Source organism: Halobacteriovorax marinus SJ (genome assembly GCF_000210915.2).
Taxonomy (GTDB): Bacteria; Bdellovibrionota; Bacteriovoracia; order Bacteriovoracales; family Bacteriovoracaceae; genus Halobacteriovorax; species Halobacteriovorax marinus.
This window is the reverse complement of record NC_016620.1, coordinates 970,887-987,517: the sequence shown is the minus strand read 5'-3', so window position 1 is coordinate 987,517 and position 16,631 is coordinate 970,887. Positions and strand designations below refer to the sequence as shown.

The window sequence follows — 16,631 nt, the reverse complement described above, 5'->3', positions numbered from 1 at the left end:
AAGGTGCTTTTCTACCTAAAAATAGCTTATTTACTATACCTATTTTCAGCCTTTTACTAGATATTACTTCGCGATAATATATATATGTTATCCTCTATAGGCTAATAAATACTTATTTTTAAAGGTTCTAATGAAAGCATTATATATTTGCGACAATAAGGAAGAGTGGACAACGCTCAATAGATTATTTGCGGGAAACTTTCCTAAAGTAGAACTCATTTGCTGCTTGAATGGGAATGATGCTCTCGATCACCTCTCCTATGAGGGACCATTTGCCATTGTTATGATTGAAGCATCTATTAGAGAAGAGAACCCTACGACATTGGGACAAAAAATTCTAGAAACTGTTGGAGAGAGACCTATCATTTTCATGGGTTCAGAAGTTCACATTAAGGATAGAGTTGATAACGACTTATATAATGGTCATCCTATAAACGGCATTATCTACACACCCTACGATGTGGAAAATTTTAAAAGTGTTATTAGCTCAACTCTTGAGTGGGCCAAGAAAGAAGAATTCGAAGAGTCCATTGAAGAAATTGATAGAGAAGAACTACTTCCTATGAGAATTAGAAACTTCTATATGTTTAAAGTTGTTCCCTATGATGTTTATCTCGAACTAACTCAAACGAAGTTTATTAAAATCATAAAACGAAATCAACCATACACTCACGCTAAAATACAAACCTATGCAAAGAAGAATATAAAAAATCTCTATCTCGGAAAGAATGACTTTATAAAAATGTTAGAAGATGGGATTGAAAAAGTGACAGCGGGACTCTCTCAAAAAGGAGCCTCACTTAAGGCCATCTTTGGCAACCAGATAAGGGGTGCTCTTATTATTCAACAATATATAAGAGCGATTGGTGTTAGTGATGATATTCAAGCTCTTTGTTCATTAATTATTGATACTACAGATAAGACCATAAGAAGACATGAAACGATTAGTGAAGTTGTAGGACAAATCCCATTTAAAAATGGTGACTTCGCTGAACAGGCAATCCTTACTTCTTACTACTGTGAAGCAATCCTACACAATCTAGGCTGGAAGTCAGACCTCTCTAGAAAGAAGCTAGGACTGGCCTCTCTCCTACAAGATACGACTCTTAGTAACGAAGACCTAATTAAAGTAACTGGTGCAGATGATCCAAACTTACAGATGTTTACTAGAGAAGAACAAGACGAATATCTCGCCCACCCTATTCAAGCCGCAGAGATAGCCAGACAATTTCAAGGATATTCAGAAGCTGACTTCATCATTGCTCAACAACATGAGAAACCAAATGGAACAGGATTTCCTTTCGGTGTTACGGCCAATAAGATGACTGCTCACTCATGTGCATTTATCTTGGCCAGTACATATGTATCAAGACTCGCCATAACAGGAAAGAGTGAAGCCGATAAGATTCGAATCATCGAGCAATTAAAAGTTGATTACAATATTGGAAACTTCAAAGAGCCTCTAAGTGCTCTTGAAAAAACGGTTAGAACTTGATTTCAGATAGAGTCTCAACGATCTTTATATAAGTACTCTTAGAATATCTAGACTTTAACTGGGCGACAATATCTTCTTTTGTGGCCTTCTCTCCTTCACTTTCCTCTAAGCTTTTCATCAGCTCTTCGGTATAGGCCTCAGCTATAATCATAACTTTTGCTAGTGGAGAGATATCATCTTTGAAGTTCATGGCAAAGCCTTGCCCGTTCGTCATTCCGTGATGCTGGAGAATAATTTGGTCGGCCCCAAGAGGTAGTCTCGGGTACTTCATTAAGGCATCAGCGGCGAGTCTCGCATGACTGAGAACAGTCTCTTTCTCTTCCTCAGTCAACTTACTATTAAAGAGAGCTTCTTCTTCATAGCGAAGCTCTGGGTATTTAGTATAAATTGGCGCTAAGAACATATCGTGAAAGAAGAAGACAAAATTAATCTTATCAATATGACTATCCCCACCCCATGAAATAGTTCTAATAATATGAGTGGCTACATAGGTTGCAATAATTGAGTGAGAATAAAGATAGCTTGCTCTATTTGCAGTTAGGAGTTTTAAAATATTTTCTAACTTTGGATTATTAGTAACGACATCTTTAATTGATTCCATACAAGTTTCAGAGATTTTAATTATCTCCTCATTAACTTCTTTGGTCTCAAAGAGTCTATTGGCAACTAATTCAATACCTTGTTCAATGACTTCAACTTTCTTCTCATCGGAAACATCTGAACCATTAAGTCTTTTTAATTCAGTTAAGATACATTCACTAGCAAGATTAATCATCTCTAATCTTTTCAATGAGTCTACATAGAGGAAGTGGACTCCTTCATCAATATACTTCTTAATTCCAGGAGAAGGTGCATCTCCTCTAAAGAAGATTTTTAAGTATTCACTTTCAACCATTGATTTTTTAATTTTAAAAAATACATCACAAGGAACTTCATTAACATTGTAGAAGAGCTTTATGGGAATCGGATAATATTCAGGAACAGAGAGAACCGCCATATCTTTAGCTGTGATCTCTAAAACTTTTGCAACCGTTCTCACTAAAAGCTTAAAGTCATAACAACCGCTAACTTGAGGAACCTCGCTTGGAACATCACTCTTCTTTCCAATAACTATAAGAGGTACGTCCATATCATTTTCAATAAGGTGCTTATAAATAACAGCACCACTATCAGTATCCTCTAACATACATAGAGTAATCACTACATCAATATTTGGATGTAGGTCTAAGAGTTCAATGGCCTCATCACAATTTCTTTTTACTGTGACATTTGTACCAGTGTAGACCTCTAAGTTAACAGTGTAGAGATCATTTAGAACTTCGTTATCTGAAATGATTAATGCTTGACTCATAATAGTTTATCGTTAAAAAGTTCTACCAATTTTAACATTATTTTGAATTAGATTCATTAGCTAATTCAATAACTTGACTATAGTTTCTTATATTTCCATAATGTCTTAAGATTACCTATTAGCTGAGTATAACCGTCGAGTTTAAAATGAAATTTGAATCAAATATTTATAGAGGAATAATTCTTAAGAGATATAAGAGATTTTTAGCAGATATAAAACTTAGCGAAGACACTCCCCTTCATAAAAAGGGAGAGGTTATTGTCGCTCACACTGCCAATACGGGTAGTATGAAAACCTGCTGGGATGAGAATTGGAATGTCCTCATTAGCTACCATGATAATCCGAAGAGAAAACTCAAGTATAGTTTAGAGCTTACTCACAATGGTGACACTTGGATTGGAGTCAACACTTCCCTTCCCAATAAGTTGGCAATGGAAGCTATTGAATCAGGTGTGATTAAAGAGTTGCAAGGCTATGAAACAATAAAAGGCGAAGAGAAAATTGGCAAAAGCCGTATTGATATCTATCTCTACAATGGAAAGAAAAGTGAGCCTATTAAAGAGTGCTATGTTGAGGTAAAGAATGTAACTCTGCTTGGTGAAAATAAGAGGGCACTCTTTCCAGATAGCGTAAGCGAGAGAGGTCAAAAGCATTTAGAAGAATTGAGAGAGATCAAGAAAAATGGAATCAGGGCCTGTATGCTCTATATCGTTCAAAGAGAGGATGTGGATTCTTTTTCTCCGGCCTCTGAAATTGACCCTCGCTATAGTGAGCTTCTTAAGCTGGCCCACGGCGAAGGGGTCGAAGTTCTAGTCTACCAATGTAAATTAAACGAGTTAGGTATTGAGGTTCTTCACCCGATTGAGCTTGTACTATAGAGAATATCCTTTTTACACACCGCGTTGCCAATGGAATTTTTCAGTTATATTGTCGCGCCAAGTTTAAACAAGGATTTGAATTATGATAAAGCCAATTTTAGCAGCTGCTTCGTTAGTACTAACAGTAAATACGATGGCCGCTGTAGAGAAGCAGTTTCCAGAGAATAATTATGTTTATAGACCAAAAGTCGATACCGGCTTTGAGCAGTATAGAACTAAGTCCTTAAGAAATTCTAATAAAGTTGTACTTACATTTGATGATGGACCTCACAATACGAGAACTCCAAAGCTTTTAGATATGCTTAAAAGAGAAAATGTTAAGGCAACATTCTTCATTCTCACTAAGAATGTTAACGCTTCTAATATGTATATTATCGAGCGAATACTAAAAGAGGGACATATCCTTGCAAGTCACGATCACGATCACGACAATAATAACGGTGAAAGCGAACAAGTCTTTAGAGATGAACTCTACGATACAGTAAGTATGATTGAATCTCTAAAGAGAAAGTATAACTCTAATCAAATCTCTAGCTTTTATAGGTTCCCATACGGTGCCTATGGACAGAATAAATTCTACCACCACTTCAATATCATGAAGGACGTTAGTGATAGAATCTATGGTGAGAATTGTATTAACTTCGCCTTCTGGGATATTGATTCTGCAGACTGGTTAGTGCAGCTAAGTCCGAAGCAAATTGCTCAAAATGTTCTTGCCCATGTTGTAGGGGGAACAGCTTATAGACATAAAGTTCGTAGAACAATTTTTGGAAATACTAAGTACGAAATTAAAAAGTATAAAATCAATCACCCAATTGGTGGTGGTGTAGCTCTACTTCACGACATTCATGAAAGAAGTATTGAAGCCGCAGAGATTTTTATAAAAGAGGCCAAGAAACAAAATATAGATATTGTTCCTCTTGATGAAGTAGATGAGTTTTCTTACAGAAATAAATCTTGCCAATCACTACTTTAAAATCAATTTCACACCTGATCCAATCCTTGGGGTCAGGTGATTTCTCTCCCCAATCGCCCCTCTAAACTACTGATATTACAACAAATACTTTGCTATAAATGAAAATTATACATAGATATGAGAATTTAGTAGAGAAAAATAACGCAATGCGATACAACTCACCTGTTTAATTCTAAGATTAAGGAGAAAATATGAGTCTTGTAAAGAAGTCCATCTGCACTCTCGCCGTGCTAAGTACTCTCGCCACAAATGCGCTAGAGGCCGAGAGTCCAATTCAAAGAGTCACAGCACTTGATAGAATGATGAGTACTATTAATCCAAATGTTGAGATTGATGCTCCTCTTTTTAGAAATACCGATGAGGCCAAGAAAGCTTACGGTAGTGAATATATTAAAATTCTTGTTCAAGAAGCCCACAAGAAAGCTGAGTTCCTATTAAATGAAGGAAATGTTAAGGCCTATAATGCCTTTATGACTCTGGCCCTTACGGTTCCTCTTCAAGAAGGTCTTTATCTTCACGTTAGAGAGACTAATGACTCTAAAGGGCTTTGTAACGATCACTCCAATAGTGGAGATCTTATCTTTGCTTATACAAAAGAGAAGCTAGAAGAGAAGTATACTGCTGATGAACTTGAACAAAAGAAGTCTTCATCAACGAACTACAAGTACTTCGTTCAAAATTTTAAAACTGGTGAAAACCCATTCTTCCCTGACTGTAAGAATGTTCAAGACAACGACGTCATCAGACAAATTATTCGAGGTGGTGATGGAACAGATATGGGTGCTATGCAATTAAGTATTAGATGGCATACTGAGAATTACTTCGCTAAAGATGGTCACAAATCCCTTAGAAAAACTTTTGCCTACGGACTGAAGTATCTGATGGAAGGATTCAAGCCTCTTATCTATAACTTTAAGAGTACTTCTAAGACTTGGGAAAAAAGAGTCGAGTGCCTTAGAAAGCTTGAGAAATGGCACGTCTTTCCTTCTAAGAGAAAGTACTCAATTGACTACAAGAAAGTTATTAGAGGAACATGGGCCGGGAAGTATAATTCAGGTAACCTGAATAAGACTTGTCGTTTTGCTGACTCAGGAAGTCCGTACAAAGGTCACGATGAAGGATTTCTTAAAAACCTCGATAAGGTTCTAGATATTGAAAACCTAGAAAAAATTGGAGTTTTTGATTCAACTTCATTTGAAATGAATGAGGAATCAAGATCAGCTTATGAGCAAATTATAAGCAACTTCAAGAATGAAGAAAATAATAGAGACAAAATTGAAGCTATTTTAAATTAGAAAATATGGCCCATATAAATAATTTTGTATGGGCCATTTTTTCATCTATAATGATGAAATGAAAAAGAATATATTTGTTTTTATCATTGGCCTAATTGCATGTTCTGCAATTTTCTATCTCGTCTACAGTACAGACCAATCTATTGATCAAGGAATCTCAAAGAGAAGTGATTCAGAGAGAGTTACAAAAGAAGAGTCTCTCCCTACTGGTGATCAAATTATAAATGATCAAGTTCAAAAATTAGCAACGAACTTAGAAGTTAAGATAAGTGAGGATCAACTCTTTACAGGTCTTAATAACTACAGAGTGGAAATTAAAGATTTAAAAAAAGGTCTGAAAAAAGATTTTGTAAAAAAATATGTCTCTTCGCAGTCAAAGAAGTTACTTAATTGCTTAAAGGTTGATTTTTGTGGAATGAAAGCCGATCCCGATGGCTACTTTGATGAGCACTCAACGCCGGCCCATGTCTTACTCTCTAGAGAACTACGTCTATTGAATGAAATGTTAGAGTTTGGAGAGCTTGAGTTGAACGAATTAGACTTTAGTGAACTTATTAAGCTTGAAAATAAAAGTATCATTGAAAGCACAGCTGAGCTCTTTCTAAAAGCAGATCCATCACAAACTGACTTAGAGAGCTTTATTGCCACTTCATCTCACTTAGAAGGAGCGAAGAAGCAAACATTTTACTTCAAGTTAATTAAGGCCGCTAGCTCAAGCCAGCGTGACCTATTGATTGATTCTTTGGCCAAGGAGTTGAAAACTTCAGAAGCCTACTCAATCGTGGCCTTCTTTCAAAAAATTTCTTCTCTAAAGTTAGATGAAAGTGAACTTATAACGATTTCTAAAAGCGGATGTCACCTTAAAGAAGATAATGAAGTTTCGTGGAATTCGTTTAGCTATAATTTCAAGAAATACGTAACGGAGAATTCATTTGATATTCTTCTAGACGAAGTATGCCCCTAAATTAAGGGGCTAGAAAATACTCTGCTTCTCTAAATCTTCCGAAAGCTTCTCATAATTTGGAAGAACTTTCATATTCGTCCCAGTCGTAAAGAATTCATAGGGTGCTTTTCCATTACAAGCAATTCCTATCTTAGTTCCTTTTGGGGCCAGCTCATTTAATGAGTTAAAGTAAGAACCAAGTTCAGCTCCTCTTTTCTCATTCCACAGACATGATCCCCAAACAAGAATATTCTCTACCCCTGTAGCTTCCACAGTATCGACAATTGTTCTCGCCTCTACATTGGCGCCAAGATAAACAACTTGCCTTCCATGACCACTTAGGAGAAGTGCTGCAATTAAGGCCTGAAGTTCATATTGATCTCCAGCTGGAGTTGCAATGACGACACTATTTCTATTGATATTAGAATTATTCTGATAAATTTTTCTTCTTAGAAAGTACTTTGTTAAAGTTATTAACGTGTGCTTTTCTTCAAGAGTAATTCTATTCTTATCTAACTTATCTCTGAGATCAAAGAGAAACGGCGTTAAGATTTCAAAAACAACTTTCTTTAAATCGTATTGATCAATCGCCTTACTTAATTCGTGTGAAACGATATCAAACTTCTTAAAGTTCATCGCCATGGCCATCGCTTTATACGTTAACTCGATTTCTTCTTTCTCTGTATTTGATTGTTCGAAATCTAGACTAGCGATGAGTCCCTTCTCTTCAACAAGTGAAGTTAACTCTTCATTTGTTTTCTCTGCAATATGCCTAATTGCTGTCCCCTCTTTTACGAGTTGGTTGAGTAAGAAGAGTTTTTCGATATTTTCTTTGGAATATAGTCTTCTACCAACTTCGTCTCTCTTTGGAGATACAGCACTATATCTTCTCTCCCAGGCACGGAGGTTGTGAACATTGATTCCACTGAGAGATGATGCTAATTGAATATTGTACATAGAAAATCCTTTCTTTATGTTTAGTACATCGTTGATACATTAGTAATTGACCGAATCCAACTGGTATAGGTAAATTAGATCAAAACATAGAGCTAATCTATCAACGAGAAGGTCATCAATTGTTAAGTAATTGTCAGGTTTATGAAATTTATAGTTGATACATTATTTTAAACGCGTCATATTTAGGATATTCGTACTATTCGATACAATTATAGTTAGTTTACCTCACCACTTTGGTTTAGTCTCCTAACCAACTCAACATATAGGAATTAAAATGAGTAAGCAGAGAAGAGTTTTTGATTTAGATATATTAGATGAGTTTGCAGAGCTCAAAGGTGGCAGACTGCTCTCCAACGAATATAAGAACTCTACTAGTTACCTTCTTTGGGAGTGTAAAAACGGGCACAGATGGAAGGCGACTGCTCTTGAGGTCATGGGAAAGAAAAGTGCTGAAGGTTCATGGTGCCCAAAATGTAAGTCCACTCAAGATGGATTGCAATTGAACTTAGATGATATCGAAATCGATGATTACGAAGAGGAAAATTAGTATCCTCTAGTAGTATTATCTTTAAAAACTTTTTTAATCAATTAGTCCTCCGATAAGAAAATTATATTTATACTTATTTAGGAGAACTCATTGAACTACTCAAAGAAGTTTACCCAATTCATTGTACAAAGGCCGTGGACATCAATTCTAATAGGTCTTCTTACTCTCTTTATTTTCCTCCCTGGGCTTAGTAATCTTGAACAAGATTTTAGCTATAGAATCTGGTTTAGAGATTCTGAACCATTAATTAAGAGATACGATAACTTTCAAGCAAAGTTTGGAAATGATGATCTCATAAATATAATTATTCACTCTCCAAATGGTATCTTTGATAAAGAATCCATTGATCTCATTCAAGAGCTAACAGATGAGCTATGGAAAGTATCAGATGTCATCTCCGTAGACTCCTTAACTAATTATCAATGGACCTCTGCTCATGAAGATGAACTTATCATTGAAGACTTCATCTCGAACGATCACTCTGCACAAACATTAAAGCTAAAAAAAGAAATGGCACTTGCAGATAAGACTCTCCCCGACTATCTCATCAATAGAGAGGCCACAGTTACAAATATCTACGCAAAGATTAAACCTCACTTTGATGGAGCACCAAATGATAAGGAAATTATTGCGCAGACAAGAGAGATGATCTCAAGAATAAAACAAAAGCTTCCTTCAAATGATGATCACACAATTCACACCAACGGATCTTTAGATATTAACAATACTTTTAGAGAAGTCTCAGAGCATGATGTGGCAACGATATTCCCAATAGTTTTTCTCATCATTATTTTATTTCTCACCTATATCTTTAGAAATATCACACTAGTGCTTCTTCCTCTTTTAACAATCCTTGTTACAATCATGGCAACATTTGGGCTCGCAGGCTATCTAGGAATTAAATTCAATAATCTAATTGCAATGGTTCCAACAATTCTAATCGCAATAGCAATTGCTGATAGCGTTCACCTTCTTGTCACTTATTTTCAATTTAGAAAGAGTGGAAATAACTCAAAAGAGGCAACCACACTTTCAATAACTAAGAATTTTAAACCTACGATTTTAACGACAATTTCTACGGCCATTGGTTTCTTTAGTTGTACAACTTCCGACCTTATTCCCTTAAGAGACTTAGGAATTTTAGCAGGAGCAGGTACAATCTTGGCATGGATATTCACCATGTTTCTCATGTGCCCTATTCTACTCAAGTCAAAGGTGAAAGGTATTAAAGAAAACAATCAAGATGATGTTGATCCAAGAGCGATGGAAAGAGCAAGGTCGATCGTAAATACTCTAGATAAATACAAGTATCCAATTGCCTTCATCACTTTACTAGTATCCATTTTCTCGACTTACTTAGGTCTAAAGAATGAGGTGAACTCAAACCCTTATACCTACTTTACCGAAAATGTTCCTCTAAGAATTTCAAATGATTTTACTCTAAAAAACCTAGGTGGTTTCTATGGCCCTCAAGTTGTCATAGATTCAGGAGTAAATGATGGAATTAAAGATCCTGCTTTCCTAAAGAAGGTTGAATCATTTCAAAGCTGGCTTGAGGAAAAAGAATATATCTCAAGAGTCACATCCATTGTTGAAGTTATTAAAGCAATGAATAAGTCTATGCATGGAGATGACGAGAGTTACTACAGGGTTCCAGAAAATAGAAAAACTATTGCGGAGCTACTCTTTCTCTACACCATGAGCTTACCACAAGGTAAGGACTTAAATGATAGAATGAGTATAGAAAAAGACTCCCTTAGAATGGCCGTGCTCTGGACACTTCAGGGCTCAAAGGAATCCCTTGAGAAAATGGCCCTCATTGAATCAAAGGCAAAGGAGTTTGGTCTTGATGCACAAGTGACAGGAAAGATTCCTATCTACCAAAATATGACAACATTTGTAGTTAAATCATTCTTCTCATCTATTGCACTAGCGCTCGTAGGTATTTCTCTACTATTAATCATTATCTTTAAGTCAATAAAGCTAGGTGTCTTCTCAATGCTACCAAATATAATTCCATTAATGGTTGGTGCAGGATTAATGAAAATTCTCTCAACTCCCATCGACGTTGGAACAGCACTTGTTAGTTCAGTTTGTCTTGGAATTGTTGTCGACGATACCATTCACTTTCTGAATAGTTTTAATGCTCTAAGGTCTAAAGGTATGGCCACCAAAGAAGCTCTTGTTAAGGTACTTGCCACAACTGGACCAGCACTTATTTGGACAACATTGATTTTAGCTGTAGGCTTTGGTGCACTCATCTTTGCTAATTTTAGTCCGAATAAAAACTTTGGTATCTTCACTGCACTTGTTCTACTTGTGGCGCTTGTAGTGGATCTGATTATACTTCCAACTCTATTACTAATGAGAAAGAGATAATTCAGACTTAACGCGAAAGAGATAGCGCAAATTTAAAATTGCATTTGCACAAGTGGCAACAACCATACCGATGGCCAACGCTGCCCATAACCCTTGGAGTCCCCACTCTCTAGAAACTCCTAGAAAGTAGGCCAAGGGTATTGCTATAACATACAATGAAAGAATATTAGAAAGGCTCGTTATAACAGTTAAGCCTGCGCCTCTAAGAAAACCACTACCTACTAATTGTAGTCCGTAAAAGAATAGAAATAATGAACTGTAAAATAAAGATTCTCTGGCCTTTAAGATGATGGCCTCAGAAGTTCCATAGGCCCTTACAAGACTCTCCCCAAAGTAGAACATACCAAGAGAAGAGCATAGAAATAGGATAAGGCACAAAAGAGAAGTCGCTTTGAATACATTGAAAATATTCGAGCTTCTAGCGCCTATCTCATTTCCTACTCTAGTAGCTGCACATAGTGAGAATGCCATAGGTAGAATGAAGAATAGATATTGAAGGTTTAATAAGATTGAGTGTGCACCTAAATCATCATCACCAATCTTCCCCGCCATAAAGGCCGTCACCTGTAAGCCAAAGGCTTCCAACATCAAGTGAGCACCAATTGGTAGACCTATTAGAACAATCTTCTTGAGCATCTCAGAGTCAATATACTTCGCTTTATAAGGAACCCAATGATAGCGGTACTTCTTTGACTTTAAAATGATTAAACACAGCAGTATGTACTGAGCCGCCCTCATCAGGCAGCTTGAAAGACCTGCTCCAAAGAGACCCATCTCTTCAAATGGACCTACACCAAAAATAAAAATCCAATTCAAAAAGATATTTATAAAATTAGTAAGTAAGAGTACCAATGCAACTGGCATAGTGCTCTCTCTAGCAATTAAATACTGTCTAAAGACCATATACATAAAGAAAGGAATTAGACTGGGAATTTGAATAAGAGCATAACTATGAGCAAGCTCTGCATATTCGGCGTTTTGATCGAAGAGTCCTAAAATGGCACCTGTATTTGCCCAGAGAAGTCCAGTTAGTACTGCAATTGCAACAGCTAAGGCCTTTCCAGTGATGAGAGATACTTTTGTTCTTTCACTCTCACCTTGCCCTACTAATTTTGAGATAATGGGGTCTACTCCAAGACTACAACCAATGCCGAACATGAGTGTTCCAATGATCCATACATTGGCCAGACCAGAAGCCTTGAGAGCGGTATCACTATAGTGACCCAACATCACCATATCACTCACACCTAGAAGAACGACTCCAATTTGAGCAAAGATTAGCGGCAGACTTAATTGTATGATTTTTTTTAATTCTTTTTTCATGAAGCTCAATTATCAGAAATTTTATTTAAATGAGCAAATTTAGAAATAAAAAACCCCTTCTTAAGAAGGGGCCTTTTATAATTTGAAAGCTTAAGCTTTTAGCTTTTTTGTTTTCTACGAAGACGTAAGTTCTTTCTGTATTTAGAACCTCTTTTTCTTCTTCCTTTATTGTGCTTTCTTCTATGACGAGAACCACTTGCCACTACGACACCCCTGTTTAAATGTTCACAAAACTAACCTAAAGAAATTAATCGTTTTTATGCACTTTTTCAAGGGTTGAGTCAGATTTTTTATTCTTGTAAGCTACTGAAATTAAGTTACTTTGCCATCAAGTTAGAGAAAACGTGTGAGATAACTATGTGCAAAATAGCCTATCCCTAAAAGGCAGATCCCAAAACTATAGCACTGCCAAAAATTCAACTCGAACTTCTGTGCCAATAAAAAAGGTAGAAAAAATAATAGGGAAACCGGGATGGCCACAAACACACTCTTTGCATACTCAACAGATTGGTTTGAGTCGCCCCACTCCATGTGAGAGAAAGCCAGTGCGAGCAGCGTCGTAAGAGGAAGGGCCGTTAAAAACCCCGCGAGTCCAGTCTTCTTTCCCGAGAGCCACGATACAAAACTAATTAATACTGCTGCGACTAAAGTCTTACCTATCGCCAACCACATATTCCCTTCCTTTATAAATGCCAGCAATAATTCAACTGCTGGCATAAATTAAAATTACACTTTAAGCTCTGGTCTCATATATTTCAAGAATAGTCTATAGAGTGTGGGAAGAACAATTAAAGTTAGAATTGTCGCTGAAATTATTCCACCAACTACAACTGTGGCCAATGGCTTTTGAACCTCGGCACCAAGTCCTGTTGAAAACATCATCGGCAAGAAACCAAAGATATCAGTTAACGCCGTCATTAAAACAGGCCTTAGTCTTGAGAGAGCACCTTCTCTAACCACATCATCAGGGGACTTTCCATCATCAACAAGTCTATTAAAGTAAGTGACGAGAACAACCCCATTGAGGATACTAATTCCACACAGAGCAATGAAACCTACTCCAGCAGAAATACTAAATGGCATTCCCATAATATTAAGAGAGATAACTCCCCCAATAAGCGCCAAAGGTGCACACGTAAAAATCAAAAGAACCTGAGAGAAGTTTTTAAAAGCAGCATAGAGCATTGCTAGAATCATCATTAAAGCAACAGGTACAAGAACTCCTAACCTCTGCTTAGCACTTTGAAGATTTTTAAATGTTCCGCCCCACTCAATAAAGTATCCTTCTGGTAGCTGCACTTCACTCTCAACTCTTCTCTTCGCTTCATTTACGAAGCTCTCAATATCACGAGTTTTCGGATTAACTAAAACGGCTATTCTTCTTTGAGAGTTTTCTCTATTCACAGTACTAAAAGTTTCAACAAAAGATATCTCAGCGACTTCCTCTATAGGGACAGTGTACCCTTCAGAAATTCCAACAGGAAGTTTTCTAATGGTAGAGACATCGCTTCTTTGTTCTTGTGATAAACGAGTTACAATGGGGTATCTCTTTACTCCTTCATAAATATTTCCAACCTCTCGCCCTCCAATCGCTGTATTAATAGCATCTAAAACAGGTCTTGCAGTCACACCTAGTTGTGCGAGAGCCTCTTTCTTAGGAATATATTGTAGTAAGGGAGACTTTCCTTTAGACTCTGATTCCGCCTCACCCGCTCCTTCGATAGAGCTTATAACCTTTGCAACTTCTTTGGAGTACTCTATTAACTTATCTAAGTCGTCTCCAAAAACTTTAGCCGAAAGTGGCGCTCTCGTCCCCTCTAACAATTCGTTAAATCTAAGCTCTACGGGCTGAGAAACCATCAAAACTTGTCCAGGAATATGGAGCTCTAATTTTTCTTTAACCTCTCTTATAAGATCCTTCTTATTTTTAATATGTTCGTCAATTGGCCACTGATCTCTAGGTTTAAGCATGACGTAAGAGTCAGATATATTGACACCCATTGGATCAGTTGCAACTTCAGCAGCACCAGTTCTACCAAAAACATCTCTTATCTGAGGAAAACTTCTCACTAGCCTTTCAGAGAGTTTTTGTAATTCAACAGAGTTTTCTGTACTAATATTTGCTGGTCGAATAAATTGAATCGCAAAGTCTCCTTCATCTAGCTGAGGAATAAACTCTGCTCCCATTCTAGAGAAGAGAAATACACCACCAACAATAGCAGCAATTCCAATTCCTAAAACAAACTTCTTAAAGACAAGTGCCTTCTCTAAAGTAGGTCTAAAGACCTTAGTCGCAACTCTCATTAAGAAAGGAACTTTATCTCTAGTCTTACCACTGAGAAATGTCGCCGCAAGAGCAGGAACAACAGTAAACGAAAGTAGAAGAGCACTTCCAAGCGCCATTATAAATGTTGTGGCCATTGGCCCAAACATTCTTCCTTCAACTCCAGTTAGAGCAAAGAGAGGAATAAAAACAGTTATAACAATGAGTTCCCCAAAGCCTGCGGCTGATCGAATTTCAATCGCAGAATCAATAACTAATTGCTTAACCTCTTTTCTTGTTAACTCTCGCCCAAGCTCCTTTCCGCGCTTCTCAAGTCTATGGACACAATTTTCGATTACAATCACAGCACCATCAATAATAATTCCAAAGTCTAGTGCTCCTAAACTCATGAGGTTACCTGAAACATTTTGCCACTTCATTAAAATGAAAGTCATAAGAAGTGAGACAGGAATCATTAAAGAAGTTATTATCGCCGCCCTAATATTTCCAACAAGAAGCAGTAGAAAGACTATAACTAGACCAGCCCCCATAACAAGATTATGTTCAACAGTACTAAGTGTCGCATTAACCATATTTGATCTATCATAGAGAACTTTTAACTCCACCCATTCAGGCAAGTCTTTTTTCACATCCTCCAATTTGCTTGCGACTCTTTGAGAAACTGTTCTTGAGTTCTCACCTAAGAGCATAAAAGCAGTACCAATGATGGACTCTTCTCCGTTAACTGTTGCGGCTCCAGTTCTAATTTCCTTATCGAATTTAACACTGGCAATATCTTTGATTTTTATGACTCTATATGAAGAAAGCCTTTTAACAACAACATCTTCAATATCTTCGATACTTTTTAAAAGACCAACACCTCTAACTAATAATTGCTCCCCTGTTTGCTGAATATATCCACCACCAACATTTAAATTGGAGTTCTCAATAACTCCCTCAATATCATCAAAGTGAATACCATATTTAGTCATTAACTCTATATTAGGCTGAATAAAGAATTGCTTCTCATAACCTCCAATAGTATTGACCTCAGTCACCCCTTTTACTGTGAGTAGCCTAGGTTTAATAAACCAATCTTGAATTGATCGAAGTTCCATAAGTTGAAGCAATCTCTTACTTTCATCCTTTTCAACATTCTTCGCTTCAATAGAGTAATGAAAGATTTCTCCAAGTCCTGTACTTATAGGACCCATTTCTGGCGTTACACCACTTGGTAATTCTACATTTTGTAATTTCTCTCCGGCCAGCTGTCTTGCCTTATAGATATCGGTTCCATCTTTAAAAATCACTGTCACTTGAGAAATTCCATATCGAGATATAGATCGAATATTCTCAACACCAGGAATACCATTCATCGAATACTCAATTGGAAAGGTAATCATTCTCTCCACTTCCTCAGGGACAAGGCCTTTTACTTGAGTATTAATCTGAACCTGAGTATTGGTAATATCAGGAACTGCGTCAATAGAGAGCTCTTGAAAAGACTTCACTCCATAGATAATGAGCAAAAGAGTCGCCAAGAAGACAAACATTCTATTATTTACTGAAAATTCTATTATTTTATTTATCATCTTATACCTACTAGTGAGCGTGTCCGTATTCAGACTTATCTGTTGAATAAATGTCACTCACCCTTAGAAGCTTCACTCCCGAAGTCACTATTTGATCTTTTTCTTTTAAGCCCTTCACCTTAACTAGATATTGCTCAGGGAATTCTTTCACTATAGAGACGGGATATAATTTAAAAAACTTATCTCTCATAATATAAATCCCTCTCTCTTCTTTTGACTTCACCAGTATCTTCTTAGAGATCTTTATCTGACTCTCTCCACTATATGTCTCAAGCTTTATTCCAAGAGTTGTAAAGGCTTCAGGACTAAGTCGAAAGCCTCTCTTTTCGTCGACTTCGGAAATGGCCTTCCCTTCACCAATGGACTTTCCTCCACCATGACCGTGTCCATGACCATGACCATGACCATGATCATGCCCTTCGTCTTCATGTCCATGTTCTCCATCATTATGCTCACTTCCGTGCTCATCATCATGTTCATCATCATGTTCATCACTATGATCATGACCACCTTTTTCTTTCTTGTGTGTCTCTACACCATGATCATGACCGTGATCATGATCTGCACTTTCCATTGACCATGCTGGTTGAGAGCAGAGAATTACCATTAAAAATATATATTTAAACATTTCA

At 36.9% G+C, this 16,631-nt stretch carries 13 protein-coding genes; 7 read left to right on the top strand and 6 right to left on the bottom strand.

Annotation, left to right across the window (positions count from 1 at the left end):
- The first annotated feature begins 130 nt into the window (after window positions 1-130).
- On the top strand, window positions 131-1,495 hold the full coding sequence (locus tag BMS_RS04875) for an HD-GYP domain-containing protein (RefSeq protein ID WP_014243681.1): 1,365 nt from the start codon (window positions 131-133) through the stop codon (window positions 1,493-1,495).
- Here BMS_RS04875 and BMS_RS04870 read toward each other — a convergent pair.
- Entirely contained in the window at window positions 1,485-2,846 is a 1,362-nt protein-coding gene (locus BMS_RS04870; RefSeq protein ID WP_014243680.1) for an HD domain-containing phosphohydrolase, read from the bottom strand. The genes BMS_RS04875 and BMS_RS04870 overlap by 11 nt on opposite strands.
- Before the next feature lie 146 nt (window positions 2,847-2,992).
- On the opposite strand from BMS_RS04870, the gene sfsA reads away from it, so the two are divergent.
- The 4 genes from sfsA to BMS_RS04850 all read left to right on the top strand — a co-directional run bounded on the left by sfsA (window position 2,993) and on the right by BMS_RS04850 (window position 6,959).
- Window positions 2,993-3,724, top strand: a complete 732-nt coding sequence (gene sfsA, locus BMS_RS04865) for a DNA/RNA nuclease SfsA (protein ID WP_014243679.1) — start codon at window positions 2,993-2,995, stop codon at window positions 3,722-3,724.
- Window positions 3,725-3,806: 82 nt separating this feature from the next.
- A complete protein-coding gene (locus BMS_RS04860; protein ID WP_014243678.1) occupies window positions 3,807-4,700 on the top strand; it encodes a polysaccharide deacetylase family protein in 894 nt (297 codons plus the stop codon).
- A gap of 191 nt (window positions 4,701-4,891) precedes the next feature.
- Window positions 4,892-5,995: a hypothetical protein gene (locus BMS_RS04855; protein ID WP_014243677.1), complete on the top strand. Its 1,104-nt coding sequence runs from the start codon at window positions 4,892-4,894 to the stop codon at window positions 5,993-5,995.
- 58 nt (window positions 5,996-6,053) lie between these two features.
- Window positions 6,054-6,959, top strand: a complete 906-nt coding sequence (locus BMS_RS04850; protein WP_157765661.1) for a hypothetical protein — start codon at window positions 6,054-6,056, stop codon at window positions 6,957-6,959.
- A 9-nt stretch (window positions 6,960-6,968) separates the two neighbouring features.
- On the opposite strand, the gene BMS_RS04845 is transcribed toward BMS_RS04850, so the two are convergent.
- On the bottom strand, window positions 6,969-7,895 hold the full coding sequence (locus tag BMS_RS04845; RefSeq protein WP_014243675.1) for a MerR family transcriptional regulator: 927 nt from the start codon (window positions 7,893-7,895) through the stop codon (window positions 6,969-6,971).
- Between the two features lie 274 nt (window positions 7,896-8,169).
- Here BMS_RS04845 and BMS_RS04840 point away from each other — a divergent pair, with 274 nt between their 5' ends.
- Window positions 8,170-8,442, top strand: a complete 273-nt coding sequence (locus BMS_RS04840; RefSeq protein ID WP_014243674.1) for a zinc-ribbon domain-containing protein — start codon at window positions 8,170-8,172, stop codon at window positions 8,440-8,442.
- Between the two features lie 90 nt (window positions 8,443-8,532).
- Complete coding sequence (locus BMS_RS04835; RefSeq protein ID WP_014243673.1) at window positions 8,533-10,821, top strand: efflux RND transporter permease subunit; 2,289 nt, start codon at window positions 8,533-8,535, stop codon at window positions 10,819-10,821.
- Here BMS_RS04835 and BMS_RS04830 read toward each other — a convergent pair.
- The 4 genes from BMS_RS04830 to BMS_RS04815 all read right to left on the bottom strand — a co-directional run bounded on the left by BMS_RS04830 (window position 10,804) and on the right by BMS_RS04815 (window position 16,627).
- Complete coding sequence (locus BMS_RS04830; protein WP_044557302.1) at window positions 10,804-12,144, bottom strand: MATE family efflux transporter; 1,341 nt, start codon at window positions 12,142-12,144, stop codon at window positions 10,804-10,806. The two genes, BMS_RS04835 and BMS_RS04830, sit on opposite strands and share 18 nt — an antisense overlap.
- A gap of 333 nt (window positions 12,145-12,477) precedes the next feature.
- Window positions 12,478-12,861 carry a hypothetical protein gene (locus tag BMS_RS04825; RefSeq protein ID WP_014243670.1) on the bottom strand — a complete coding sequence of 128 codons (384 nt, stop codon included), beginning with the start codon at window positions 12,859-12,861 and terminating at the stop codon, window positions 12,478-12,480.
- Between the two features lie 9 nt (window positions 12,862-12,870).
- Window positions 12,871-15,999 (bottom strand): efflux RND transporter permease subunit, encoded by a 3,129-nt coding sequence (locus BMS_RS04820; protein WP_044557300.1) that lies wholly within the window; start codon window positions 15,997-15,999, stop codon window positions 12,871-12,873.
- Window positions 16,000-16,009: 10 nt separating this feature from the next.
- Window positions 16,010-16,627 (bottom strand): efflux RND transporter periplasmic adaptor subunit, encoded by a 618-nt coding sequence (locus BMS_RS04815; RefSeq protein ID WP_014243668.1) that lies wholly within the window; start codon window positions 16,625-16,627, stop codon window positions 16,010-16,012.
- Window positions 16,628-16,631: the final 4 nt, after the last annotated feature.